The organism is Nocardia sp. NPDC003963 (assembly GCF_053605105.1).
Genome location: NZ_JBSGIP010000012.1, coordinates 75,339 through 100,812 on the forward strand (window position 1 = coordinate 75,339; position 25,474 = coordinate 100,812).

Below are 25,474 nucleotides of genomic sequence, written 5' to 3' on the forward strand. Positions count from 1 at the left end.
TCGGCTCTTCCGGGGAAAGAATTATCGGCCGGGATATCCCTGACCATCTCGCCGGCCTCATGGAGAGGCTATCCCGAAGAGTCGCCAGGTCGGTGAATCCCGGGTAATTCCGGCATCATCTTTGTTCGAATTGCACAGTTACGGAAACGAATTGTGTGCTCCGGGTCTGTATCCGGCTCTCCGGGTCGGGTGTAGAAACGGGTGCCGGGTGGCCGGACCTCTGCGTGCCCTGCGGCGCCGAGGCACCCGCACCGTGGACGGCGTATCGCTACTCGTCGCCGGTCCACATCCGGGTGCGGGTGCCCGGACGCTGCGGTCAGTAATACATACCGGAGAGCGTGCCCAGCATATTCAGCCAGATGATGTACTTCAGAAAGCCAGGCATATCTATCTTTCTCGGTTGTCGTCATCGATCATCGAACGGAGCCCGTACCCGGATTTCCGTTCGTTCCTGTGCTGCACGCCTAAAGGTGTGCGCTGCTACGTATTTCGCTCGTCGACGCGGGTTCGTTACACAACCCGGACCCGCCCGCCCGAATTCACCTCCGGTAGCGTCCACCGCGAATTCCACACCGGCACCGGTGATATCCGGCCGGTGCCGGTGGAACCCGATTCACAACGGCAACAGGTGATGTTTGCGTGGGTAGCGAACGACCTTCTTGTCGCGGAGCAGGCTCAGGGCGCGCCGGAGTTCGAGGCGGGTGGCCGACGGCTCGATCACACTGTCGATATAGCCGCGTTCGGCCGCGATCCACGGCGTCGCGACGGTCGCGTTGTAGAAGTCGATCATCTGCCGCCGCAGCTCGGCGCGCTGATCCTCGGGGGTGGCGTCCAGTACCTTGCGCTGGGTCAGGCCGACAGCGCTCTCGGCGCCCATGACCGCGATACGCGCAGTCGGCCAGGCCAGATAGATATCGCAACCCAGCGCTTTGGCACCCATCACGGCCCACCCGCCGCCGTAGGCCTTGCGGATCACCACGGTGACCTTGGGAACGGTGGCCTCCACGTAGGCGAACAGGAACCGGCCGCCGCGCTTGATGACACCCACTTTCTCCTGCTCCACGCCGGGGAGGAAACCGGGAGTGTCGACCACCAGTACCAGCGGGATCTCGAAGGCATTGCAGATGTGGATGAAATGCGCCGCCTTGTCACTGGCTTTGGCGTCGAGCGCGCCGGCCAGCACCGTGGGCTGGTTGGCGACCACGCCCACCGGTTTACCGTCGACACGGGCGAAACCGGTGATCAGATTCTTGGTGGCGGCGGCGCCGATCTCGTGGAACTCGCCGTCGTCGAAGATCCGCAACAGCACATCGTGCATATCGTAGACGGCATTGTCCGAGTCGGGGACCAGCGTGTTCAGCGTCAGATCGGATTCGGTGACCTCCGGCTCCAGGCCGGGGTTCACGACCGGTGGGAGTTCGACCGCACTGGACGGCAGGTAACTCAGATAATTGCGGACCCACGCGAAAGCCGCCGCCTCGTCCACGGCGACATGGTGGATATTGCCGTAGCCGGCCTGGTTGTAGGCGCCGCCCAGCTCCTCCATATCCACCTTTTCGCCGATGGCGTCCTCGATGATCTTGGGACCGGTGACGAACATATGCGCGCTCTCGGTGGCGACCACGACATCGGTGCAGATCGGCTGATACACCGCCCCGGCCGCGCAGTTCCCCAGGATGAGCGACACCATCGGCACCGCACCCGACAGCGGTTCCATCATGGTCGCCAGCTCGCCGTACCAGCGCAGCGAGGTGACGGCCTCCTGGACGCGGGCGCCGCCGGAATCGTTGATACCGATCAGCGGGCAGCCCATCTTCCCCGCGAGCTCCATGATCGCGGCCACCTTGCGGCCGAACATCTCGCCGATGGTGCCGCCGTACACGGTCTGATCATGGGAGAACACGGCTACCGGTCGTCCGTCGACCAGACCGCGTCCGGTGACCACACCGTCGCCGTAGAGGGCGTTCTTGTCGGCGGGGTTGCGCACGAGAGCGCCGAGTTCGACGAAGGTACCCGGGTCCAGCAGCATATCGATGCGGTCGCGGGCCGAGGGAATGCCCTTACGTGCTCGTTTGGCGGCTCCCGCCTCGCCGGCCGGCTCCTGCGCGATCTCGAGCCTCTTACGCAGGTCGGCAAGTTTTTCGGCGGTAGAACTCATCTCTTACTTCCAGATCGGTCAGCAGGAAACGCCGCACCGTGCTCGGGGGCGGTAGCCACCGTACCCGGAGTCGGGGGCCTCCGGGTTTGTGAGCTCTCACCGGATGCGGGCCGTGGATCGGGATCGCGCGGCGCCGAGCCCACGAATCGGTCGGGACCGGCCCTCCGTTCTCCGGCGGCGGGTTTCGCGGCGGAGCAGTCCGACCAGGTGAACGCCGCTGCGGCAGACGATGACGCCGACGGGCGGATCCACTCCTGGATACCCACGGTGTGCCGGCCGGTCCGCCGGCCACGGCCCGGGCGAGGATGCCGAGGGTCGCCCGCCCGCGAGGCAGCGGTCAGGTGGTCGGGAAGGTGGTCCCGGTGAGCTGTTCGGAGACCTCCCAGAGGCGCGCGGCGTCCCCGGTGCTGCGCAGTGGCCGGTACAGCCGCTGTTCGGCGGGTGCGCCACCGAGGTTGCCGGGGCCGCCGGGTCCGTAGAGGCGGCCGGCGTCGGCGTCCGGATCGGTCGCGGCCATCAGGGCCGGCAGCGGTGCGGTATCGAGAGTGCCCAGCAGGATGCCCCGGGCCGAGAGCGCCCGGATCAGGCGCACCTGGGGAGTGTCCTCGTTGCGGCCGAGCTCGGGGCGGGCGGCGAGAAGGCTGGTGGGGGCCACCCCGGGGTGGGCGAGGTTGCTCGTGACGGCCCAGCCGTGGGCCCGGCTGCGACGGTCCAGCTCGAGTCCGAACAGTCCGAGCGCGATCTTGGACTGGCTGTAGGCGCGTTGCCCGTGGTAGCCGCTGGCCCAGTTCGGATCGTCCCAATTGATCGTGCCCCGCCGCGCGGCGATGCTGATCTGCGAGGTGACCCGGGCCCGACCGGCGCGCAGCAGTGGCAGAATCCGGGCGACCAGGGCGAAGTGACCGAGATAGTTGGTGCCCCACTGGAGTTCGGCACCGTCGGCCGTGGTCTGCCGGTCCGGCGGGGTCATCACTCCGGCGTTGTTCACGAGGATGTGGATGGGCCGGCCTTCTACGCAGAGGGCGTGACCGAGGGCCACGACCGACGCCTGCGAGGACAGGTCGAGACTGCGCAGGGAGAGTTCCGCGTCCGGGTGACGCTGCCGGATCCGGGCGATCGCGGCCTCACCCTTACCGGGATTCCGGACCGGCATGATCACCTCCGCGCCGGCCGCGGCCAGCCGCGCGGCGAGAACCGACCCCATTCGTCCACCCCGAGGTCGGTGCCCTGGAGCTGACCTGCCAGCGGCTCGTCGACCCGGGACAAGCGCATCTGCTGCTCGTCTACACCGCTGTGCCCGGCAGCGAGAGCTACGACAAGCTCCGGATGCTGTCCGTCATCGGTGCGCAGGCACTGAGCTGAGCCGAACCGCGCGGGTCCGATCGCCATCAGGGGGTACCCGGTTCTCGGTGCCTGTGCGCCGGGTGGACGTCCGGCACCGGCGGCCGGTCTCCGGCTGTTCGGGGCGGAGCGCCGGTTGTGGTGGTGGTCACCGGCGTCGTGCTTGAGTGTGCCGCAACGGCACAGTGTTCGATCGGAGGAGAAATCGTCAGCCGGACCGAGTGAGTGGAGAGCGACCGTGACCGGACAACCGACCGACCAGCCAGCGACCCTGATCGATATCGAGCTGTTCTTCGCCGACCCGCAGTTCGCGCACCCGTCGATCTCCCCGGACGGCACCCGCATCGCCTATCTCGCTCCGCATCGGGGCCGACGTAACGTCTGGATCCGCGGTATCGACGAGACCCACGACGATGCCGTGCCCGTCACCCACGACGCCCGCCGCGGGATCACCACCTACTACTGGACCGACGATCCTCGCTGGCTGCTCTACCTCCAGGACACCGACGGCAACGAGGACTGGCATCTGCACCGCGTCGACCTCGACGAACCCGGCTCGCCCGCCGTCGACCTCACTCCGATGGACCCCGGGTCGCGGGTGGCCGGCGTCGAGCCGCTGCCGTCGGTGCCCGGCAGCGTGCTGGTCGCGATGAACCGGCGCCCGCTGTACTTCGACACCTTCCGGATCGATGTCGCCACAGGCGAAACGACCCTGCACCTCGAACAGGACGATCCGACAGCCGCCGTCCTGCTCGACCGGCGCGGCGAGCCGGTCTTCCGGACCGCGCTGGCTGCCGACGGCGCCGTCGAGGTCGCCGCGATCGACACCACCGGAGAGCGGCGGCTGCTGCGGCGTCTCGGCGGAGCCGAACACCCGATGAGTATTCAGCCCCAGCAGGTCACCGCCGACGGGAAAGGGCTACTCGTCGGCGCGTTCCGGGACGGCGACAACCTGCGGGTGGTCCGCATCGACCACGCGACCGGCGCAGAGACCGTCGTCGCGGCCGTCGACGGTCACGACCTGGACATCAGCGGCATGATATTGCCCGGTGTGCTCCCACCCCCGATCTACACCCACCGGCGCACCGGCGAGATCTTCGCCGCCCGTTTCGTCGCCGACCGGCCACATATCGAGGTCCTCGACCCGCGTTTCGCCGAGATCCACGCCGCGCTGCAGAAGCTCTCCGACGGCGTTCTCGGCACCCTGTCGTGCGACGACTCCGGGCAGCGCTGGATCGCCACCTTCGTCCACGACCGCGACCCCGGTGTCGCCTGGTTCTACGACCACTCCACCGGCGAAGCCCGGCTGCTCTTCCGCTCCTATCCGGATCGCGACCCGAGCTCGATGGCCCCCATGCAACCTGTGGGTTTCCCCGCCCGCGACGGGTTGCCGCTGCACGGCTTCCTGACCCTGCCGGTCGGCGTCGAACCCCGGAACCTCCCGCTGGTGCTGGCGGTGCACGGCGGCCCCTGGTACCACGACTCGTGGGGTTACAGCAGCGATGCGCAGTTCCTCGCCAACCGCGGCTACGCGGTACTGCAGCTCAACTTCCGTGGTTCGCTGGGCTATGGGAAACGCCATGTCACCGCGGCGATCGGCGAGTTCGCCCGCGCCATGCACGACGACCTGATCGATGCCGTCGACTGGGCCGTCGATCGCGGTTACGCCGATCCCGGCCGCATCGGCATCTTCGGCGGTTCCTACGGCGGGTACGCCGCCCTCGTCGGCGTCACCGTCACCCCGGACCGTTTCGCGGCCGCCGTCGACTACGTCGGTATCTCCGACCTCGCCAACTTCCTGCGTACCCTGCCCCCGTTCACCCGGGCCTTCAATATCAACAACTGGTACCGCTACGTCGGCGACCCCGAGATCCCCGAGCAGGAAGCCGAGATGCTCACCCGCTCCCCGATCACCATGGTCGACAAGATCCGTACCCCGCTGCTGGTCGCCCAGGGCGCCAACGACGTTCGCGTGGTCAAGGCCGAATCCGACAATATCGTCGCCCGGCTCCGTGAACGCGGCGTCCCGGTCGAATACCTGGTCGCCGAGGACGAGGGCCACGGCTTCGAGAACACCGAGAACCGGATCCGGCTGTACCGCGCGATCGAACAGCATTTCGCCCGCCATCTCGGCGGCCGCAGCGCCGAGGAGGGCGGGCCCGCGGAGCCGTCGAGTACGGACACCGCGGCTCGGTAGGGCCCGCCGGGCCGGGGCCACGGCAACGCCGGGCCCTGGCATCCGGGGGTTCTCATGCACAACCTGCCATCCGATCCGTTCGATTCCGCGGCCACCGACCGGTCGATCCGTGCGCACCGGCGCCGGGCCCGCCGACTACGTCCGGGTCGACGATGCCCGCTACGACGCGGGCTCACAGGGCATCTACTACGGTGATATCCGCGGCCACGCCTACGCGGTGAACTGCGTACTCCACGACAAGGGCTTCCTCGCCCCCGACTACAGCAATCCGCCGATCGGTTTCGCCGAACCGGACCGGCGTGCACCGGAGGACTACTTCGACCCGGATGCCCCGCTACCCACCGGGAACGGTTGCTGACGCGGCACGCTACGCGGCCAGCCCCGATACTCGTTCCACCACCACGAGGGGGATCTCCCGTTCGGTTTGCCCCTGATGCGCGGCCATATGCGGAAACGTGCCTTCCAGCAGCGCGAACAGCCGCGCGCGTTCGTCACCGCCGGCGGTGTGCGCGGTACCGGTGAACAGGTCGATCCCCGCCGGGGTGGGCCGTTCCACGATGACCTGCGGCTGGGCGACCAGATTCCGATACCACTGCGGGTGCTCGGCCGCCGCCATATCGGATGCCCACAACACAATGCGATCGTCACCGTCGGTCAGGTACCCGAGCGGCACGATATGTTGCTGCCCGGTGTTCCTGCCGACAGTGGTCAGCAGGACGAGATCGGCCCCCTTCAGCATCCCGTCCATCGTGATCTCCCCGCCGCCGGCACGGAAGTTCTCGACCACGGACCGATTGAACGCGCGCATATCACTCGGCAACGACATGCGCGGAATAGTAGTCGCCGGATATCGGGCGCCCTTCCCGGCCCGGAACCCGCAGGTGACCGGGGCCGGGTAGGATGCCGGGCATGCTCTTGTTCTTCGTGCGCCTGCGCCCCGAATAGTCGGCGCACTCCTCCGGCCGATGGGCCGGACTCTATTCCGAACCGCCGAGAGTTGCGGGTAGACGTGTCGCCGACGGGTAGTGAACCTCTACGCGAAGGATTCCACCGTGTCTGCGTTTTCCCCTGTATCCACCACCGCGAGTCCGACATTCGTCTGCGTGCACGGCTCCGGTACGAGTTCGGCCATGTGGGCACCTCTGCAACGTGAACTGGCGTTGCTCGGGCATCGCTCCTACGCCGTGGACCTGCCCGGCCACGGTCTCGAAGCCCAGTATCCGGTGTCGTATCAGGCGCCGCAGGATCTGGCCGCGCTCGGCACCACGGCATCGACGCTGGCCGGAGTGGGCCTCGACGACAATGTGGATCGCGTCGCCGAAGTGGTGACCCGGTTACACGAGCACGGGCCGGTGATCCTGGTGGGCGCCAGCCTGGGCGGAGTGACGATCACCGCCACCGCCGACCGCCTGCCGGAACTCGTCGACCGGCTCGTCTACATCTCGGCCTGGGCGTGTACGACACGACCCAGCCCGGTCGCCTACATGACCGAACCCGAGTTCGCGGACAGCGTGCTGCCCGGGCTGGCCGCATTGAGCGTCGGCGATCCGGCTGTGCTCGGCGCCGGCCGTGCGAACTATCGGACCGCGGATCCGGAAATGCTGCGGGGGCTGAAGGAGGCCACGATGGCGGACCGGTCGGATGCGGAGTTCATGGCATTTCTCAATATCCTGCAACCCGACGAGTCGATCGAGGTGATGGTCGCCGACGCCACCGCGAATCCCGCCACCTGGGGCCGGATCCCGCGTACTTTCGTGCGGCTCACCGCGGATCGTTCCCTCCCGATCGCGATGCAGGACCGGCTCATCGCCGATGCGGACGCCCTGACACCCGGTAACGAGTTCTCGGTGCACACCCTGGATACGAGCCACGCCGGATTCATCCACCACAGTGCTGAACTCGCGCGGCTGCTGACCGCGGCCGACTGACCCGGGGGCGTGCGGTGCGCCCCGCACCGCACGCCGAGGTCCAGAGGTGCCGGTCCGGTCCGGCTCCGGAGGTGCATATTCTCCTGCTACGGCCGGCCCGGGGCGCTCGAAAGCCGGGGTTTGCCGGTCCGACCCGGCGAGACGACCGGGTGGTGCGGAATATCTTGCCGGCGAATACTTTCGGAGTCCCGCGGCTGCCGCGATCGAGCCGGGCCGGAGTTTCGATTTCGAGTGATCCGGGTCACGCTGCAACCCAATGGGTTGACCTCAATAATTGTTCAGGTTTCAAGATTGTCTCACGCGAATTTCACAGCTTCAGGAGATCATCATGACTACCGAGCCCACTATCGCCGACACCGCCGTCCGTATCCCCGCACTGAATCGTCCCGTCGCCCTCTTCGGCGCAATCGCCGCCGCTCTCCTGGCCAACCTCGTCGTCTGGCTGATCGGCGCGGCCGCCGGCGGCGCGTTCGAAATGACCGACGCGGGACAGGTGCAGAGCGTCGCGCCCGGCGGAATCATCATGATGACCGTTGTTCCGATGCTTATCGGTCTCGGTGCGGCGGTTCTGCTGTCCTACAAATGGGTCGGTGTGTTGCGCCTCGCCGCGGTGATCGGCTCGGTGCTGGCCGTCGCCACGATCGGCATGACCGTGAGTGCCGACTTCGACACCGCGTCCACGATCGCGCTGTCGATCACGCACCTGACACTTGTTCCCGCCCTCGTCGTCGCTACCGAGGGCCTGCGCCGCAAGCTGATAGAAGGGTGATGCCGACGAGAAGGCGCCGTATCCGGTGAACTGCTCCCCGGAAGTTGGACTGAGAAATCAGATCCGGCATCCGGGGAGCAGTTGTATGCGGACGCGAAGTTCGTTGTCCGAGAAGCAACGTGGTGTGGCGGTAGGCCAGTGGATACGGTTCCTTCTCGTCGTACCCGCCGGGCCGAGAGGCGGACACACCTTCTGGATACTCCTCCGAACCGGCCACCCCGCGACCCCTGCGACCTGCATTCGCCCGCCCCGGTCGGGCATCCGGAACAACGCGGGGTAGCCCTCGGCGGTGCGCCGGACTCCGCTGGAGTATTCACCGGGCAGAAGGAGACCCGGGGCCACCTGGATCGGCCGCCGACCCGCCGTCGCGGCCCAGTTCGGCGCAGGCCCGCGCTACGTCAACGTCCGCTGGTGCTCCTGCCGGTAGGCGATATGTTCGGCGCTTCGCCCTTCGCGGAGCTTCCGGACCCACTCGGGGTCGGCGAGCAGGGCGCGGCCGAGTGCGACGATATCGAATTCGCCGCCCGCGTACTGTTCCAGCAGTCGATCGATACCGGTGACGTTCGAATCTCCCCTACCGGTGAAAGAAGTGGTGAACACCTCGTCGAGCCCGACGGAACCGACGGTGATCGTCGGCAGCCCGGTGATCTTCCCGGTCCACCCGGCCAGCCCCAATTCACCGTCCGTACCGGGCAATTCGGGGAACGCCGGTTCCCAATGCCTGCGCGTGGACGGGTGCAGAACGTCGACACCTGCGTCCACGAGCGGAGTGAGGACGCGGGCGAGTTCGTCGGGTGTGGCGGCGATACGCGCTTTGTAGTCGCTGGATTTCCATTGCGAGTACCGGTACACGATCGCCAGATCGGGGCCGACCGCTTCGCGGATCGCCGCGACGACCTCGGCGGGAAAACGGACGCGCGCCTCGAGTGTGCCGCCGTAGTCGTCGGCGCGGCGGTTGGTTCGTTCCCAGAGGAATTGATCGAGGAGGTAACCATGTGCGCCGTGCAATTCGATACCGTCGAATCCGGTGGCCTTCGCGTTGACGGCGGCGCCGACCCAGGCGTCCCGCAATGCGTCGAGATCGGACGCGGTCAGTGCCCGACCGGCCGCGGTGCCGTCGAGATCGAGTCCGGACGGGCTGACGGATTCGATATCGGGATTGAGTTCGGGCTTGTCACCCCGTCCGACACCGAGATGCCACAGCTGCGGGATGATCTGCCCGCCCTCGCCGTGCACGGCGTCGACCACTGCTTTCCAGCCCGTGAGGCTCTGCTCCCCGTAGTGGCGCGGCACCGAGGTATGGGGACCCGCGGCCGGGTCGGGGATATAGGTGCCCTCGGTGATGATCAGTCCGACACCGCCCGCGGCGCGCCGCCGATAGTATTCGGCGACGTCGCTGGTGGGGATCCCGTCCGGCGAGAACATCCGGGTCATCGGCGCCATCGCGAACCGGTTGCGCAGGTGCAGTGATTTCACTTCGAACGGTTCGAACAGGCCGTCCACGGGAAGTAAGGTATCGGTCACAAGCCGATGCAACACCGGGCGGTTCGACGGCTATTCCATCGTGTGACATCCGCGACCCGGCGGCGGCACCGGATTATTTGTTCCCGCCACCGTCGAGATTGCGTACATGCGGAAAGCCGGCGAGCTCGAGAAATGGACAGAAGAGCTCACGGAATACCCATTCGATCCGTGAAATATCAGGATTCGAATACTGTCGATTCGGTCGCCGTAACGGTTTTCCCGTATTCGATTTTCTTCGGTAGTTCGGCTGTTCGGTCCGATTCGGAGCCGATAATTCTGGGTAGTCGGCAGTGCGGCGATTCCGGAAGCGATACGGCGGACATCCCCGCCGGTCTCGCCCTGACCCGGCTCCTGTCCCGATGGGCGGAAGCGGGATCGAGTCCGGCCCACACTCCACCGCCCCCCGCTGTCGGATCACCGAATCATGTCGCGCTGGTGCAGATTCCGGCGGACTCCGCCGCGCTCAGCCAGTCGGGGAACTCGCCGAGCAGGCGGTTGTAGAGGTCGGCGTCGGTCACCGTGTCGATATCGTCGACGGCGAAGAAGCCGGCGTTGTCGACCCGGCGCCCGGTCATCGTGTCCAAGGTGTGCAGGAGTCCGTAATCGGCGTGGCCGAGTCCGATGAACTGCCAGAACGCGGGGAGGGCGGAGGCTTCCCGCATGAGCGCGGTGATCTTCGCCTTCTCCCGGAACCCGCCATCGGTGAAGAACAGGACCAGGGTCGGCTCCCGACGGCGATTCACCGAGGCCATGATCTCGCGCATAACGGGCAGTTCGTTGTTGGAACCGCCGATCTCCGCGTAGTCGATACCGCCGTGGTGGCCACGGAGATGCAGGTATTCGGCCGACCACGCCTCGGCGCGGTCCACCGTGATATCGGGCAGTCTGGCGTAGTCGGCGGCGTAGAGATAGGGCTCGATGCGGCCGTCGTCGTCGAGTTGTATCGCGATCGGGATCATGCGTTCGACGACCCGCCGGACCGTTCCGGCGCTGTAGAGACGCCGCATACTGCCCGTCTTGTCGAGGACCAGAAGAACCCGGGCGCGCACGCCGCAGACTCCCTTGCCGACGAGTATCTTGGCGACCTCCCGCTTACGCAGGTCGAGTTTCGCGCGCTTCTCCAGCGACAGCGTCTCTTCCCCGCGGACCGTTCGGATCTCGGCGGCGGGCGCAGGGGAGGTCTGTGCCGGACCGCTCCCCGGGCGCTCCTCGTTCACGTCGATTCCGTGGTCGGCTGCCGATTCCGCCAGGCCCCCCGCGTACCCCTGGCCGACAGCCCGGATCTTCCAGCTGCCCGAACGGCGGTAGAACTCGACGGCCACCACTGCCTTTTCCCTGCCGAGATCCGCTATCCGATACTCGTAGAGGCAGTTTCCGGCGCTATCGGTCACGGTGGCGGCCGGGGCGGGAACCGCACCGAATATCGTGTCGAGCGCGACCACTACCCGGATCTGGGCGATATCCGCCGGAACGGCCGGCAACGACACTCGCAGTTCGCCCGGCTGTCCGTCGTGGCCGGGCTGTAGCCGAACCCCTGGGCCATCGGGCTGGTTGTAGAACACGAAATCGGCCTCCGAACGCACCATTCCCTGTTCCGTGACCAGCATCGCGGCCAGATCCGCCGCCGCGGCGACCTCGACCGAGACCCGCAACTCGGTGTGGGCGAGTGGTCCGTTCTGTCCTCTGGCGAGCTGCGTCGTCACCCTGGTATCCCTCCAGCGAAGTTGTGTTGTCCGAGTGACCATCGTCGCGATCACGTGTTCTGTTGCCGTGCACGGTGTCCGCCGCGAAGGTTCGTCGTGGACCGCGCGGCCCGGGATATCTTCCACGCTTCCCGCCCTTCGCACCGAGCGCGTGCACGTCGAGTCGGTCCCCGACACCGGTGCGGGACCACCGCGCGTCGGCCACCTCCGCACTTCGATGGAAGGTTTCCGTCCCGTATGTACTGATCGACCGGTCGCAACATTCAACCGATTGTTCAAAGTTACGATCGGAGGGTGTGAACTCCGAGTCAGCGCGTCCCGTCCGGCTACCGGTACACGCCCCCGTCCGGCGGCACGACCGAATGGCGGAGCGGCGATGATCCTGCCCGCGATTCGAGACCCCCGGATGGTGACGATCCGCCGGGGTGGTTCCCTGACCGACGCCGATCATCGGTTGCTCGCGCTGTGGGCGGCCGCGTGCGCCGAGCATGTGCTCGGCTGGTTCGAGCGCGCGCAACCCGACGATCCACGCCCACGAGAGGCTGTTGCCGCCGCCCGGGCGTGGGCGCGCGGCGACTCGCCGATGATGCGGGCACGCGCGGTGGGCGGACACGCGATGGGCGCCGCCCGCCCACTCACCGGTTCGGCCCGATTCGCCGCCTACGCCGCGGGACAGGCCGCCTGCGTCGGACATATCGCCGAACACGATCTGGGAGCTGCCGCGTACGCGATCAAAGCTGTTCGGTCTGCACACCCCGGCGATTCCGCGGCGGGCCGGGCCGAGCGTGACTGGCAACGGGATCAGCTCCCCGAGCCGATCCGCGGCCTCGTCCTCGAAGACCAGGTGCGGCGCAACAGCATCTGCTGGTCGGTATTCTCCGACTAGGTTCTCCGCGACGGAAAGGCGGATATTTCCCGCCGGCTGAAGACCGCTGCGTGCGGCCGCGTTTCCATGGCTGCTACCGCGTTCGACAGGCTCCTGCCGTCAGCGCCTCGGCAGCGTGCGATTCATCGGTTCCTCGGGTCTGCCGGAGGGTGACCTGGTCTGTCGATTCCGCGATATCGGGGAGTTCGCCCAGCAAGGCCGCCAGCTTCGTCAACGGCGCGGGACGCTGCGCCGACCGCCAGATCAACGCCATCCTCGACTCCTCGTCGAATCCGGTGACGCGCACATAGCGCAGGTCGGCGCGCTGGTTGCGCTCGGCGACCGGACGGCAGGTCAACAGCGCGTAGCGACCGGTCGCGGCGAGAGTCATTCCCTCTTGAAGGGTCGTCGCCCGGACCGTGCCGGCGATCTGCTTCCCGAGCGGTGTGAAGCGTGGGAAGTGCACATCCCGCCAGTACCGCGGCGCCGGCCCGTCCACCGAGACGAGTTCCACATCGGCCAGCGCTTCGGCATCGATAACTTCGGTCCGTGCCAGCGGATGACCGTGGCTCACCGCCAGCATCCGCGGCACCGCTGGGAACGCGAACCCGACCGAGAGCCCCGGCTCCCGCACCGGGAGCAACGCCACGGCGGCATCGATATCGCCGGTCAGCAGCGCACCGAAAGGGTCGCCGAGCGGTAGTTCCCGCAGCGAGAGCGCCACGTCCGGGTTCTCCTGGGTGAATCGGGCCAGCGTCCAGGTGACCGTCTCGTAGGCGAGGCCCTGGAAGCCGATCCGGACGGGCGCGGCACGTGCGGCCTCCTGCCGGGCGCTGTCGACCAGCTCCAGCAGATGGGTATAGGTGGGGCGCACCCGATCCACGAAATCCGCGCCGCTGTCGGTGAGTGCCACCCGGCGGCTGGTGCGTTCCACGAGCCGCGTCCCGATCTTGCGTTCCAGAGCCGCGACGAGCTGGCTGACCCGGCTCTGCGACACCCGTAGCCGCCGGGCCGTCCGGCCGAAGTGCAGTTCCTCGGCCAGCACCAGCAGGCATTCCAGCTCACGGACGGGAAGGTCCGGCATCCCGCTCCCTCCGTCACGGCGATCGATGAGTCCAGCTGATCGAACAATGAGCTGATCACTGTTGTTCCGCCCCGGTGGGCATCCTTGACTGGATCCATGTCCCTCGTACGTGAATCGCGAGCACCCGCTACCGAATCCGGCGACCGGTGGTCGTCGATCGCTGTCCTGGCCCTGTCCACCTTTCTCGTCGTCACCTCGGAGATGCTTCCGGTCGGTGTGCTGACCCCGATGTCCGACGGGCTGGGCGTCACACCGGGAACGGCCGGGTTCAGTCTGGCCGTCACCGGGATCGTGGCCGCCCTGGCCGCACCGTTCGTCGCGCGGATGATCGGCGGTGCGGATCGGCGCCGTGTCCTGGTGGCGGCCGCGCTCGTACTCGCCGCCGGAAATCTGATCACCGCGATCGCCCAGGGATTCGCCGTGCTCGCGCTCGGCCGGGTGGTCGTCGGATTCGCCATGGCGACGGTATGGGCGCTCGCGGTGGCGCTCGCCACCCGGCTGGTCGAACCGCCTCGGGTGGGCCTGGCGGTCTCGACGGTCGTCAGCGGTGTCGCGGTAGCGTCCGTTCTGGGGGTCCCGTTCGGTACCTTCCTCGGCGATATCGCGGGCTGGCGCAGTGCCTTCGGTGCCCTCGCGCTGGCCGGACTCGTGCTCGCCGCGGGGCTCGCCGCGCTCCTGCCGGCCCTACCACCGCAACCGGATGCCGGGCCGGGCCGCAATTCCGGTTCGCTGCTGGCGATTCCGGCGGTACGGCGCGGGCTGATCGCGGTGACGCTCCTGGTCACCGCCCATTTCGCCGCCTACACCTACGTGCGGCCCGCACTGGAGGAACTATCGGACGTCCACGGTGCCGGTATCTCGCTGCTGCTCCTCCTCTACGGGCTCTGCGGGATCGTCGCGAACTTCGCCGCGGGTGCCGCCGCCACGCGCCGCGTCCGATCGACGGTGCTCGTCCTGGCGACCGGGATCACCGCCGCGCTGCTGGCGCTCCCGCTGGTGGGTACGGCGCCGATCGGCGCCGCGGTGGTGCTGGTGCTGTGGGGGTTCGCCTATGGAGGCGTGTCGGTCTGCAGCCAGCTCTGGGCGGTCCAGGCCGCGCCCGAACGGCGCGAAGCCGTCAGCGGACTCTTCGTCGGCGCCTTCACCGGCAGTATCGCGCTGGGATCCTTCCTCGGCGGGGTGATTCTCGACGGCGTCGGATTGTCGGTGCTGCTCTGGGTGTCGGCCGGCGTGGCGGGCGCGGCGGCCCTGGCCGCAGTGCCCGGCGGGGCAGTGGGTCCCGGATCCGAAAGGGCCGGTGGGTAACTCGTCGGCCGACGAGCCGCCCGGCGCGACCGACTAGGGGTGCAGGACGATTTTGCCCACGTGCTCCCGGCGTCCGAGTTGTTCTTGTGCCGGGCCGGCCTGCTCCAACGGGTAGGTCGCGGCGATGACCGGGTCGATCTCGGCACGTACGGCGAGGTCCACGAGGAGGCGGAAATGGGTGGGGGTATGCATCGCGGAACCGATCAGCTGCGCGTTGTGCAGGTAGAGCCGCCGTACGTCGAAGTGCACGTCGTAGCCGCCGAGTGCGCCCGCGACGACCCACCGGCCGCCCTCGCGTAGTAACGGCAGCCCCGCGGCCACGAGATCACCGGCGACGACATCGAGTACCACATCGATGCCCTCCGGGGCGGCGGCGCGGGTCTGCTCGCCGATATCCGCAGCGCGGTCGACGATTTCGTCCGCGCCGGCCGCCCGCACCGAATCGCTCTTGGATCCGCTGCTGATGGCGATGACCCGTGCGCCTCGCGCGCGGGCGATCTGCACCAGCGCGAGGCCGACACCGCCCGACGCTCCCGAGACCAGAACGGTGTCTCCTTCCTGCATCCGGCCTCGTTCGATCATGCCCAACGCGGTGCCGTAGGCAGTCGGCAGACTGGCGAGTTGATCATCGGTCAGCGGGGATTCCGTTACGTCGTGCGCGTGCGCGGCGGGCGCTGTCACATATTCGGCGTAGCCGCCGTCGCGTTCGCTTCCCATCAATCCCACCGGGTTCGCGTCCGGTCCGGTGCTGTCGTGGATCGCCGGGTCCACGATCACGCGGCGACCGATGAGGCGTTCATCACCCCCCGGCCCGACCGCCGCGATCCGGCCGGCGATATCGGCACCTTGGATGCGTGGGAAGTCGATCGGCCCGCGCCAGCCCGCCCGGGCCCGCGGGTCGCCCGGGCGGCCGTACGCACCCGCGCGGGTCCACAGATCGGTGTTGTTCAGCGCTACGGCGCTCACCCGGATCAGCACCTCACCTTTTTCCGGGGTGGGTACGGCCACCTCCACCGACTCCAGAACCTCGGGTCCACCGTGCCGGGCGATCCGGACCGCGCGCATGGTTTCGGATACCGTCATTCCTCGACCTCCCTGGGTATACCGACCTGTAAATATTTTCCAGGCTAGATCGATCGGAGAAATCGCGCCACGTCGGACGGCGACTCGTCGGCCGGGTCTTGCAGGTGACGTGACGTCATATGCCAGGCTCGCTGTTGTGCCCGGTCGTGACGAAATCGAATGGATCGCCGTGGGGGAGGCCGCGCGGCGGTGCGAGACCACGGTGCGCACGCTGCAGTACTACGACCGGATCGGGCTGCTGGTCGCCGGGCGGGACGCGAGCGGACGCCGGCGCTACAGCCCGGAGCAGCTCGATCGGCTCCGCCGGATCCAGTTGATGACCAGTGCGGGGTTGCGGCTCGACGAAGTCGGCGCGGCACTCGACCGGCAGGCGGGCCAGCCGTTGGTCGAGACCTACGGCGAACAGGTCCGGCTGCTCGAGATCGCGGAGCTGCGGTTGCGGTGTCAGCGGATCGTGCTGGCCGCGGTGACGCAGGTACTGCGGGAACATCCGGAGGCCCGGGTGCCGGCCGGGGTCGTGGCCGCCACCATGAGTCTCGACCGCACGCTGCTGCGCCACCCCGGTGTGGAAAACGCGGGCGCGACCGCACCGGCCGGCCTCCAGATCGATGTGGAGCGGGTGATCACCACCTACTTCGAGTGGAAAGCGCACGCGGTCCACGCGCTGCTGCTGGTGGAGAACGAGGTGCCGGCCGATTCGCGCTCGGGCCGCCGCCTCGGCCGGGAATGGCGGGCGACCACGGATTACGCGCTCCGGGATCAGCCCGCCGGAACCGGCGAACTGTACCGCGCGATGGAACGGTCCGAGCACCGCTGGCCACCGGAAGATCGTGTCCTGCATCAGAAAACGAAGGATTTCCTGGACCAATGTCTACTCGTCGCGCAGCAGGAATGACCACCGACGCGTCCGATGGACCTGGTGAAGACGAACCCGGCCCGGGTGGGAACCGCGCCGCCGGTGCGGGCGAGGGCAAGGACGCCCGGCGGCCCGGCCGGCCGCGGTTGCGCAGAGTGCTTCAGGTCGTCGCCGTCATCGTCGCCGCGGCGGTTCTGGCCTGGCTCATCCTGCGGGACACCGCGCCGGTGGGCCATTTCGACTCGGCCGGCGCCAAGGCCCGCTATCTGGCGGCCTACGACGAGGCGATGCGGGAGATGCCCGAACCGGAGCGCGTTCTGGATGTGCGGACCGGCTACGGGATCGTGCGGGTGTACCGATACGCCGGCCCGGAAGGCGCCGGCGAGCGGGAACCCTTCCTGCTACTTCCCGGAACACGTTCGGGCGCACCAGTATTCGCCGACAATATGCCGGGTCTGCTCGCACAACGTGCGGTGTATGCGCTGGACCTGCTGGGGGAACCCGGAATGAGCGTGCAGGACCGCCCGATCGACAACCACGCCGACCAGGCGCGCTGGCTGCACGAAGTCCTGCGCGAACTGCCCGAACCGGGATTCCATCTGCTCGGACTCTCGATCGGCGGCTGGACCGCGGCCAATCTCGCCGTCCACGCGCCCGAGAAGGTCGCGAGCCTGATCCTGATCGAGCCGGTGCAGACCTTCGCCGGACTCTCCACCGAACTGATGGTGCGGTCGCTGCCGGCGAGTGTGAGCTGGTTCCCGAAGTCGTGGCGGGACAGTTTCAACAGCTGGACCGCCGGCGGCGCACCGGTCGAGGATGTTCCGGTCGCCCGGATGATCGAGGCCGGAATGTCCTCGTACACGATGAGACAACCGCAACCGAGCCGGATCGGGACGGAGCAGCTCCGAGCCTTGGAGATACCTGTGCTGGCGATCATCGCCGGTGATTCGCCGATGCACGACAGTGCCGCCGCCGCCCGGACCGCCCGGGAGAATCTGCGCCACGGAACGGTCCACGTCTACCCCGGCGCATCGCATGCGATCAACGGTGAACAACCGCAACGGATCGCCACCGATATCGCGCGCTTTCTCGCCGGCTGGTCCGCGTCTCGAAGTGGTAATTAGTGCGTCGGTCCGGTGCGCAGATGTGCCCATGCGTCGTCGAGCGTGATCGCATCGACCCGGGCCGGCGATGATGATGAGCAGGTGACGAGTCTCCGGGTGTTGCCACGCACGCTGTTCGGCTGTTCGTCGCGATGTGGCCACCGGGGCAGGCGCACGACGGGGTTGTCGCGGCCGCGGTCGACCACCCGAACGGCCGATTCTCAGTGGAGTATCACCATCAGGAGTATGCCGAGACCCAGCCCGATCAGCGCGATTCCGGACATGCGTTCGAGCGTCGGAAGCGCTCGCGCGAATCTGGTCAGGACGGCCCGATTTCCTATGAGGACAGCGATGAGCACATCCCAGACCAGCACGACACCGGACATCCACACGCCGTACGCGACGAGTCGTCCCGGGCTCGTGCCGACAGTGAGAACGGCGGCGAGGCTCGCGTAGAAGAGCGCGTTCTTGGGGTTGAGGGCGGCCGACGCGAATCCCATCGCGGCAAGTTGCCACCAGCCCGCGGCGGTGCGCGTGGTTTCGCCGGCCGGTGCCGTTTCGATCGTGGTGGTACCGGCCGAGCGCAGGAAGCGTACGCCGAGGTACAGGAGGAATGCGGCGCCCGCGAACTGGACAACGGTGAACGCGACAGCGTCCGGCCGCAGGATCGCCAGGCCCGCGAACGCCGCCGCGATGAACACGGCGTTCGCGGCCGCGATGCCCGCACACGCGGCGGTCGCGCGACGCCATCCGGTGGTCATCGACGAGTGCGCGATGAGGAAGAAGTCGGGGCCCGGGGACAACAGGGCGAGGAAATGAGCACCGGCCACGGCTGCGAATTGATTCATTCTTCCTCTGTGCTCGGCGGGTACGGACCGAGCCACTGTGCCGAAGTCGCCGCGCCGGCGTCTTGAACGAAATTGCGGGGCGATACCCCGTTTCAGCCGGTGGTGCCGGCGCGGTACTCGCCGGGCGTGACCCCGGTGCGCAGCTTGAAGATTCGATGGAAGTGGCTCTGGTCGGCGAAGCCGAGATCGCCGGCGACCTCGGCCGGGCCGCAGCCCGCGCGGAGCCGGGAACGGGCTCGGATGATCCGTTCGTTGATCTGCCAGGCAATCGGGGGCAGCCCGGTGACCGCCCGGAACCGCCGAACCAGCTGGAAGCGGCTCAGCCCCGTGCCCAGGACGAGATCGCCCAGGGAGACCTGCATGTTCGAGGTGCGGAGGTGCTCGAGAATCGGGGCGACGACGGTCGAATCGGACGCACGGGTCTTGGGGCCGGCGACGATACGAGCGGGTGCGGTCAGGATTTCGTCGAGGACGGTGACGAGCAGTTCTTCCTTCTCGCGCAGGTCGGCGTCGGCGAACAGCACCTCGTTGAGATGGCAGAATGCGGTGTATCGTCCGGGCTCGTCGATGATGCGTACGGGCCGCGCGGTCCGATCGGCCCCGATTCCGAGTTCGGGCAGGGATTCGGTGAGCCATGCCTCGTCCACATGGAGCATCTGGTAGCTCCACCGGCCGTCGACCGGATTGCAGGCGTGGACTCGATGGGCGGGGATCACCACGACGCTCCCCGCCGTGAGTTGTACGGGACCGCCGGGTGCGCCGGTGAACACGCTGCGTCCCTCATCGACCGCGCCGATGGACACCGAATCGTGGGAATGCGGTTTGTAGCACGACACCGTGCGGCAGGCCCGCCTGCTCTCGAGAAAGGGGAGCGCATCGTCACGCCAGAACTCTGCCTCCACCACAGGTGCAAGCCTAATTCAGCGAAGGAATTCTATCCGGTGCCGAGCGGTCGACGGGCCTCAGTCGGCGAGATAGCGGAGCATCACCGCTTTGTCGAAGTGCCTCGTCTCGGCCAACCGGAGCTGGATGCGGGTGTCCAACAACGGAAAGAAGGGTGTTCCGCCGCCGAGTACCACGGGCATGAGGAACAGCTGGTACTCGTCGATGAGCCCGTACGGCATCAGCGAGGCCGCGAGGCCCGCGCCACCGACCTCGATCACACCGTCGCCGCCGGCCTTGAGCCTGCGGACCTCCTCGACCGCGTTCTCGCGGGCCAGCGTGCTGTTCCACCCGACCTCGGTGAGTGTCCGGGAGAAGACGACCTTCGGCTTCTCCGTCCAGAGCGTGGCGAACTCGCGTTCGATGGGCGGTGCGTCCGCGGGAACGTGCGGCCAGTACTCGGCCATCAACTCGTACAGGCGACGGCCGTGCAGCGAGACCTCGATATCGCGGTAGCGGTCGTTGTGGAACTGGTGCAGCTCGTCGTCCGGGTCGGTCCAGTCGATATTGCCGGCACCGTCGTCGATGTAGCCGTCCAGGGACACGCTGAACCCGTAGATCAGTCTCCTCATATTCGTGTAGACCTGCTGTGCGCTCGAAAGTCATCGGCTTTCGCGTATGGCCGAATCGTTCTCGGATCCGCTGCCGTCGGTGGTACCGGGGTGGACCCGTGTTGCCCACGTCGTCGCGGTGCTGACACGTACCGAAAAGCCCTGCGGCAATTGAACTCGACGCTAGGGGGAGAAGTACACGGTGGCCGACATACGGATCACCGTGCGGGCGAGGGCGTGGCCGCGTCCAATGGCCGGCAAGCGAGGGACGACCCGGTGCGTATCGACGGTACGGACGAATCCGATTCGGGTCAGGACGGGCGGACGCAGAAGGGATGTCCGGCGGGGCTGGCATAGACCCGGGAACCCTGCTGGGCGGAGTCGGCCGTATCGACCGCCGGTCGTAGTCGCCGGCCGCCGGCATCGAGCACCCGCTCGTCCGTGGTTCCCGGGTCGTCGGTGGCGAGATCGAAATGCATCTGCTGGGAGGTCCCATCGGGCCACTGCGGTGGCCGATGGCCGGGAGCGTGCTGGATCACGAGCGTGGGGAAGTCGGCGGTCTGTAGGAAGTGGTGCGTCGGTGTCTTCGTGATCGAGCCGCCGAGCAGCCGGTGCCAGAACGCGCTCTCGCTCTCCAGGTCCGCGGCATCGACGATCAGTGACATCAGGGTGACGGCCATCTGCGTCCTCGCTTGTCGTGTGTGGGTCTCGCCGGCCGGCGAACCCGTCGTACTCGCACGTCACGGGCGTACCCCTCGGTAAGGTGAACCCGACTCCGGAAACTCTACACATAAACGGAGTCCGACTCACCTTATGGAGGACCGTTGTCGTCATCACGTCCGCTGCGCGCCGATGCCCGGCGCAACCGTGCCGCCCTGCTGGCCGCGGCGCGTGACACGCTGCTCGCGGACGGTGACGCCTGTGTGGAGGAGATCGCGCGCCGGGCCGGCGTATCGGTCGGCACCCTCTACCGGCACTTCGACACGCGCGAAGCGCTCGTCGCGGAGGTGTACCGCCACGAGGTGGCCGAGCTCTGCGCCGCCCCGGCCCGCCTGCTCGGACAGCATGCGCCGGACGAAGCTCTCCGCACCTTCCTGTTGCTGCTCGTGGAGCATGCGGCAGTGGGCAGAGGTATGGGTGAGGTGCTGGAGAGCATCATGGCCACCGACTCCCCGGTCTTCGACGACACCCGCGACGAGATGGCCCGTGCCCTCGACGAGCTGCTCACCGCGGGCGTTTCGGCCGGCCTCCTGCGCGGCGGTGTCAGCGGGCGCATCGTCCTGCGGGCTCTCGGTGGCATCTGCGGAATACGCACCACCGGATGGAAGGGCGATGCGGTACGCATCGCCACGATCCTGTACGACGGATTACGTTACGGCGCAACGGAACACAGCTAGGTCTGCCGCATGTCGATGCGGCCGGTCGTGTGGTGGCGCGTCAGGCTCCGGCCATCGCGCCCTTACCGCGCAGTACAGTGCCGAGGCGTTCCGGGAATACCGCGAACACGTGATTCAGCTGGCCGGGCGACATCATCCGTTCCAGGGCGGAGGTGACGGAGCCGGCGGTGAACGTGACATCGCCCGCCGAGATTCCGGCACGTGCCGCGAACTCGTCGACGAATTCCGCGACGCCGTGGCTTCCCGGTACTCGGCTCGGTACCCACCCCTCGTACCAGATGCCGCGCAGGAAATCGGGTAGCTGGGCGGTGAGATGGGCGGAATTCGCGACACCTATCCGGTCCCGGACGGTGTGCATCCATGCGCGCAGGGCGCGCAGGGCGAACGTGAGATCTTCGGTACCCAGATCGTCGGCTACGGCCCGCAACCAGGCGTGTGCGGTATGTATGCCGGCGGCAAGGGGATCATTGTGATGCGTCATTGGTGCGCCTGCCTTCCGAGTGGCCGGTCCGATGCGCGGTTCGATACCGTAATTCTACGGCGTCACCAGCGGGAACAGCAGGCTCGATTCCTGTCTCCGCGGGGCCGCCCGGAGCGGCTCGGTGAGCCAGTTCATCCCCGCGGGCGATACGAGTTACCGGCCGTTCTACCTGCACGTGGACTCGGGGCCGGGGCGGGCGCGCTCACCGTGCGCACCGACCGTCCGAGCGTTCCGGCCACGGCCGAAGTGTTCGTGCCCTGACCGCACCGCGCCGTCCGTGACCTCGCGTGGTCCGAAGTACTCCAACGAGTGACCGGGTATCCCCCCGTGCCCGATCAGATCTCCGCGCGGCGATCGAGGCCGAGCGTCGCGAGCAGGTCTTCGTGGAGTTCGAACCAGATCCGGTGGCAGGAGTCGACATCGGTGCGATCCACCCAGCCGTGCTCGCCGCCTTCCGCGCGGCGCAGCGCCGTATCGAATCGCGTTCCGTAGCCGCCGAGTCGCGGGAGGACCGCGCCGAGCTCGTCCGCCAGTGGACCGAGTGCGCTGCCGATGGCCGAGAGCTCCGCCAGGATCCGTTCGTCCCGTGTGCTGTCGGAGTGATCATTGACGGCGAGTGTGTTGCCGGGTGTCGGGTGGAGCTGCCAGTCGGTGCAGGCTCGCTGGAGACGCCCGTTGAGCGGGAGAAACTCGCGGTAGCGGCTGCGGATCCGGTCGGCTTCGCCGGTGGCGGCGAGTTCCTCGTGGAGTTGTTGTTCGTTGCGAGCCCGCCCCGATTCGGTCAGTGACCAGCCGTGGACGTCGGCGAACGAGGCATGCTGCACCCATCCGTACGCCTGTGCGTCGAGGAGGAACTCTGCCGTTTCGGCGGGGTCGAGACGGAAACGGTGGGCGATCGCCGCGTTATCGGCGAAGCCCAGAATCCGGACCGCGTGGAGGGCGAGCAGATCGGGGGCGGAGTGCCGGGTCATATGTCGGATCCGTGGCGGGAGGTCAGCCGGTTGTAGTACTGCTGGCACGCCTGGGGTGAATTGAATCCCATGGCGTCGGCGATCTGCGCCCAGGTCAGGCCGGCGGCACGGGCGGTGAACAGCATCCCGGCTTCCAGGCCGTCGAGCTCGGCACGGGCGGCGGGAAGCAGAGTCAGCGCGTCGGCGATCGCGTCGGGGGTGAGTTCGCCGGACCGCCAGAGCGTGTAATGGACGAGATCGACCGCCGAGGGGGGCGCGGGTGCCGGCCGCCAGGGCCGGACCGCTATCGCGCTCGCGCCGGCCGCCAGGAGGCGGTCGGTCGCATCGTGTTCTCGTTTCGCGTTCGAGTGATCGCGGCTCGCCGGGTTCGTACCGTCGCGCTGGCGTTCCATGCCGCAACCCTGCACAATCAACAAAATGTTGTCAACATTCTGTTGAGAGGAGGGGAGTGTTCCATCAGCTGCGGGATGCCGTCCCGGAGACCTGCGGTGGCAAGGCGGGCCTACTCGGGGCGTTGGTCCGCGCGGGTCTGCTCGTGCCGGACGGTTTCGTGATCCCGTTCGATGTGTATCGAGCAGCCCTCGCGAACCCCACCGCGCGGGGTGCCGGTCCCTTGCGCGATGCCCTCGCCGCGGGACTAGCGCGACTCGGTGACCCGCCCGTCGCGGTCCGTTCGTCGGCGAACGACGAAGACACACCCACCGCTTCCGCCGCGGGACAGCACGAGAGCGTCCTCGCGGTGCGGGGCGCCGACTCGGTCCTGCGCGCGGTGGAAACATGTTGGGCGTCACTGCGATCCCGGCGCGCGCTCGCCTACCGAGCCGCTCGGGGTGCCCGAACGCACGGGTCCGAACGGGTGGCGATGGCAGTCCTCGTCCAGCGCCTCGTCGACGCCGATACCTCCGGGGTCATGTTCACCCCGGCCTGCCGGTCCGGCGATACCGCGATCGAAGCGTCCTGGGGGCTGGGGCCCACCGTGGTCGGCGGTGCTGTCACACCCGACGTCTACCGAGTCGACGGAAACGGGGTGGTCACCGCGAGCATTTCGGATAAGCGGGTCCGGATGGATCGCGACGGCGCGGTGCTGGTCACCCGCCAGGTGCCGAACCGCGATCGCGGCGCGGCGACGATCGATGCCGAGACCGCGCTGCGGCTGAGCCGGCTCGGGCACCGGATCACCGCCGTTCTCGGCGGACCGCAGGACATCGAATGGGCGATCGCGGGTGACCGGATCTGGATCATGCAGGCCCGTCCCGTCACGGCCGCGCTTCCGGCACCGGAGGAGACCGCGATCGCCGCCGGAATCGGTTCCCCGGCAACCCTGACGGGCACACCGGGTAGTCACGGAACCGTGACGGGCGCTGCCCGGATCGTGCGCGGGCCGGGTGATTTCGCCCGTGTCCGCCCCGGCGACATCCTGGTCTGTCCGTACACCGATCCGGCGTGGACACCGCTGTTGCGGATCGCGAAGGGCGTCGTGACCGAGACCGGGGGTGTGCTCTCCCACGCCGCGATCGTCGCCCGCGAAATGCGTATTCCCGCGGTCCTCGCGGTCACCGGCGCGACCGGTCTGATCCGCGACGACACCGCCGTCACGATCGACGGCTCGGCGGGCACCGTGACCGCCGTCCGGACCTGATCCGCACCGGCCCACCAGCCGAAAGGAGACGGGGCGCGCGAGCCGGACAGGCGCTGTGTCCCGAACAGACAGATGGCCATCAGATACCTCTACCTCGCCCGGCACGGCCATGCCGATGCCTTCGGGCAGCTCACCGACACCGGCCGTGAACAAGCGCGCCTGCTCGGTGCGCGTCTCGCGCATATCCCGTTCGGCGCGGTCCGGCATTCTCCGCTGCCCCGGGCAGCCGACACCGCGCACGAGGCAGCACAGCATCTTCCGGCGGGCGTGCCGGTCACCGCGGCCGCGGAACTCATCGACCACATCCCTTATGTGCCGGCACCGAACGAGACACCCGTGCCGTGGATACCGTTCTTCGACGGCTACGACACCGCGGAAGCCGACCGCGGTCAGCGAATCGCGCAGCGCCTGATCACCACCTTCGCGGCCACACCCGACCCCGCTGCGCACGACGGGGACGTCCATGAACTCCTCATCACGCACGCGTACCCGATCGCCTGGCTGGTCAGAGACGCGCTCGACGCACCTCCCGCCCGCTGGCTCGGCCTGGACAGCGCGAATACCGGCCTCACCGTCATCGAGTACCGTCCGGGCCTCTGTCCGGGTGTCGTCATGTTCAACGAGATGAGCCACCTTCCTCGCCGGCTGCGCTGGACCGGGTTCCCGGAATCCCTCCGTCCCTGACGGGAATCTCTGCCGCGGAGCGGGTCCGTGCGATCGAAGTGGACG

The 25,474-nt window shown here is 67.9% G+C and carries 24 protein-coding genes and 2 pseudogenes; 12 read left to right on the top strand and 14 right to left on the bottom strand.

Annotation, left to right across the window (positions count from 1 at the left end):
- Positions 1-613: 613 nt before the first annotated feature.
- A complete protein-coding gene (locus ACWEWT_RS20800) occupies positions 614-2,158 on the bottom strand; it encodes an acyl-CoA carboxylase subunit beta (protein ID WP_452561156.1) in 1,545 nt (514 codons plus the stop codon).
- 337 nt (positions 2,159-2,495) lie between these two features.
- A pseudogene (locus ACWEWT_RS20805) lies at positions 2,496-3,362 on the bottom strand (SDR family oxidoreductase); the annotation flags it as partial.
- On the opposite strand from ACWEWT_RS20805, the pseudogene ACWEWT_RS20810 reads away from it, so the two are divergent.
- From ACWEWT_RS20810 to ACWEWT_RS20820, 3 genes and pseudogenes are all read left to right on the top strand, one after another.
- A pseudogene (locus ACWEWT_RS20810) lies at positions 3,359-3,520 on the top strand (MmyB family transcriptional regulator); the annotation flags it as partial. The pseudogenes ACWEWT_RS20805 and ACWEWT_RS20810 sit on opposite strands and share 4 nt — an antisense overlap.
- Positions 3,521-3,737: 217 nt before the next feature.
- Complete coding sequence (locus ACWEWT_RS20815; RefSeq protein WP_452561157.1) at positions 3,738-5,696, top strand: S9 family peptidase; 1,959 nt, start codon at positions 3,738-3,740, stop codon at positions 5,694-5,696.
- A 109-nt stretch (positions 5,697-5,805) separates the two neighbouring features.
- Complete coding sequence (locus tag ACWEWT_RS20820; protein ID WP_452561158.1) at positions 5,806-6,054, top strand: hypothetical protein; 249 nt, start codon at positions 5,806-5,808, stop codon at positions 6,052-6,054.
- A 9-nt stretch (positions 6,055-6,063) separates the two neighbouring features.
- Here the strand turns inward: ACWEWT_RS20820 and ACWEWT_RS20825 are convergent, their stop codons facing one another.
- Positions 6,064-6,522 carry a nitroreductase/quinone reductase family protein gene (locus ACWEWT_RS20825; protein WP_452561159.1) on the bottom strand — a complete coding sequence of 153 codons (459 nt, stop codon included), beginning with the start codon at positions 6,520-6,522 and terminating at the stop codon, positions 6,064-6,066.
- A 226-nt stretch (positions 6,523-6,748) separates the two neighbouring features.
- On the opposite strand from ACWEWT_RS20825, the gene ACWEWT_RS20830 reads away from it, so the two are divergent.
- Both ACWEWT_RS20830 and ACWEWT_RS20835 read left to right on the top strand, forming a co-directional pair.
- The gene (locus ACWEWT_RS20830; RefSeq protein ID WP_452561161.1) at positions 6,749-7,624 is read left to right on the top strand and encodes an alpha/beta hydrolase; all 876 of its coding nucleotides are present in this window, start codon (positions 6,749-6,751) and stop codon (positions 7,622-7,624) included.
- Positions 7,625-7,949: 325 nt separating this feature from the next.
- Positions 7,950-8,393 (top strand): DUF6069 family protein, encoded by a 444-nt coding sequence (locus ACWEWT_RS20835; RefSeq protein WP_452561284.1) that lies wholly within the window; start codon positions 7,950-7,952, stop codon positions 8,391-8,393.
- A gap of 393 nt (positions 8,394-8,786) precedes the next feature.
- On the opposite strand, the gene ACWEWT_RS20840 is transcribed toward ACWEWT_RS20835, so the two are convergent.
- Positions 8,787-9,917 carry an NADH:flavin oxidoreductase gene (locus ACWEWT_RS20840; protein WP_452561163.1) on the bottom strand — a complete coding sequence of 377 codons (1,131 nt, stop codon included), beginning with the start codon at positions 9,915-9,917 and terminating at the stop codon, positions 8,787-8,789.
- A gap of 422 nt (positions 9,918-10,339) precedes the next feature.
- Positions 10,340-11,620 carry a VWA domain-containing protein gene (locus tag ACWEWT_RS20845; RefSeq protein ID WP_452561164.1) on the bottom strand — a complete coding sequence of 427 codons (1,281 nt, stop codon included), beginning with the start codon at positions 11,618-11,620 and terminating at the stop codon, positions 10,340-10,342.
- 376 nt (positions 11,621-11,996) lie between these two features.
- Between ACWEWT_RS20845 and ACWEWT_RS20850 the strand changes: the two genes are divergently transcribed.
- Positions 11,997-12,506 (top strand): putative immunity protein, encoded by a 510-nt coding sequence (locus tag ACWEWT_RS20850; protein ID WP_452561165.1) that lies wholly within the window; start codon positions 11,997-11,999, stop codon positions 12,504-12,506.
- Positions 12,507-12,579: 73 nt separating this feature from the next.
- Here the strand turns inward: ACWEWT_RS20850 and ACWEWT_RS20855 are convergent, their stop codons facing one another.
- Complete coding sequence (locus ACWEWT_RS20855) at positions 12,580-13,569, bottom strand: LysR family transcriptional regulator (RefSeq protein ID WP_452561166.1); 990 nt, start codon at positions 13,567-13,569, stop codon at positions 12,580-12,582.
- Positions 13,570-13,665: 96 nt separating this feature from the next.
- Here ACWEWT_RS20855 and ACWEWT_RS20860 point away from each other — a divergent pair, with 96 nt between their 5' ends.
- Positions 13,666-14,874 carry an MFS transporter gene (locus tag ACWEWT_RS20860; RefSeq protein ID WP_452561168.1) on the top strand — a complete coding sequence of 403 codons (1,209 nt, stop codon included), beginning with the start codon at positions 13,666-13,668 and terminating at the stop codon, positions 14,872-14,874.
- A gap of 33 nt (positions 14,875-14,907) precedes the next feature.
- On the opposite strand, the gene ACWEWT_RS20865 is transcribed toward ACWEWT_RS20860, so the two are convergent.
- On the bottom strand, positions 14,908-15,957 hold the full coding sequence (locus ACWEWT_RS20865) for a zinc-binding dehydrogenase (RefSeq protein ID WP_452561169.1): 1,050 nt from the start codon (positions 15,955-15,957) through the stop codon (positions 14,908-14,910).
- Between the two features lie 136 nt (positions 15,958-16,093).
- On the opposite strand from ACWEWT_RS20865, the gene ACWEWT_RS20870 reads away from it, so the two are divergent.
- Positions 16,094-16,852, top strand: a complete 759-nt coding sequence (locus ACWEWT_RS20870; protein ID WP_452561170.1) for a MerR family transcriptional regulator — start codon at positions 16,094-16,096, stop codon at positions 16,850-16,852.
- Positions 16,849-17,937, top strand: coding sequence for an alpha/beta fold hydrolase (locus ACWEWT_RS20875; protein WP_452561171.1), 1,089 nt, complete (start codon positions 16,849-16,851; stop codon positions 17,935-17,937). Before ACWEWT_RS20870 ends, ACWEWT_RS20875 begins: the two co-directional genes overlap by 4 nt.
- A gap of 200 nt (positions 17,938-18,137) precedes the next feature.
- Here ACWEWT_RS20875 and ACWEWT_RS20880 read toward each other — a convergent pair whose 3' ends face one another.
- The 4 genes from ACWEWT_RS20880 to ACWEWT_RS20895 all read right to left on the bottom strand — a co-directional run bounded on the left by ACWEWT_RS20880 (position 18,138) and on the right by ACWEWT_RS20895 (position 20,937).
- Entirely contained in the window at positions 18,138-18,764 is a 627-nt protein-coding gene (locus ACWEWT_RS20880; RefSeq protein ID WP_452561172.1) for a LysE family translocator, read from the bottom strand.
- A gap of 92 nt (positions 18,765-18,856) precedes the next feature.
- Positions 18,857-19,669 (bottom strand): AraC family transcriptional regulator, encoded by an 813-nt coding sequence (locus ACWEWT_RS20885; RefSeq protein ID WP_452561174.1) that lies wholly within the window; start codon positions 19,667-19,669, stop codon positions 18,857-18,859.
- 57 nt (positions 19,670-19,726) lie between these two features.
- A complete protein-coding gene (locus ACWEWT_RS20890) occupies positions 19,727-20,278 on the bottom strand; it encodes a dihydrofolate reductase family protein (protein ID WP_452561176.1) in 552 nt (183 codons plus the stop codon).
- 290 nt (positions 20,279-20,568) lie between these two features.
- Positions 20,569-20,937, bottom strand: coding sequence for a VOC family protein (locus tag ACWEWT_RS20895; protein ID WP_452561178.1), 369 nt, complete (start codon positions 20,935-20,937; stop codon positions 20,569-20,571).
- Positions 20,938-21,081: 144 nt separating this feature from the next.
- Here ACWEWT_RS20895 and ACWEWT_RS20900 point away from each other — a divergent pair, with 144 nt between their 5' ends.
- Complete coding sequence (locus ACWEWT_RS20900; protein ID WP_452561180.1) at positions 21,082-21,654, top strand: TetR/AcrR family transcriptional regulator; 573 nt, start codon at positions 21,082-21,084, stop codon at positions 21,652-21,654.
- A gap of 40 nt (positions 21,655-21,694) precedes the next feature.
- Here the strand turns inward: ACWEWT_RS20900 and ACWEWT_RS20905 are convergent, their stop codons facing one another.
- The 3 genes from ACWEWT_RS20905 to ACWEWT_RS20915 form a co-directional block, all read right to left on the bottom strand.
- Positions 21,695-22,135 (bottom strand): DUF2267 domain-containing protein, encoded by a 441-nt coding sequence (locus ACWEWT_RS20905; protein ID WP_452561182.1) that lies wholly within the window; start codon positions 22,133-22,135, stop codon positions 21,695-21,697.
- 335 nt (positions 22,136-22,470) lie between these two features.
- Positions 22,471-23,106 (bottom strand): hypothetical protein, encoded by a 636-nt coding sequence (locus tag ACWEWT_RS20910; protein ID WP_452561184.1) that lies wholly within the window; start codon positions 23,104-23,106, stop codon positions 22,471-22,473.
- Complete coding sequence (locus ACWEWT_RS20915; RefSeq protein WP_452561185.1) at positions 23,103-23,498, bottom strand: hypothetical protein; 396 nt, start codon at positions 23,496-23,498, stop codon at positions 23,103-23,105. The genes ACWEWT_RS20910 and ACWEWT_RS20915 overlap by 4 nt, the downstream gene beginning before the upstream one ends.
- Before the next feature lie 56 nt (positions 23,499-23,554).
- Here ACWEWT_RS20915 and ACWEWT_RS20920 point away from each other — a divergent pair, with 56 nt between their 5' ends.
- A complete protein-coding gene (locus ACWEWT_RS20920; protein WP_452561187.1) occupies positions 23,555-24,745 on the top strand; it encodes a PEP/pyruvate-binding domain-containing protein in 1,191 nt (396 codons plus the stop codon).
- A 72-nt stretch (positions 24,746-24,817) separates the two neighbouring features.
- Positions 24,818-25,429 carry a histidine phosphatase family protein gene (locus ACWEWT_RS20925; protein ID WP_452561189.1) on the top strand — a complete coding sequence of 204 codons (612 nt, stop codon included), beginning with the start codon at positions 24,818-24,820 and terminating at the stop codon, positions 25,427-25,429.
- Positions 25,430-25,474 lie beyond the last annotated feature (45 nt).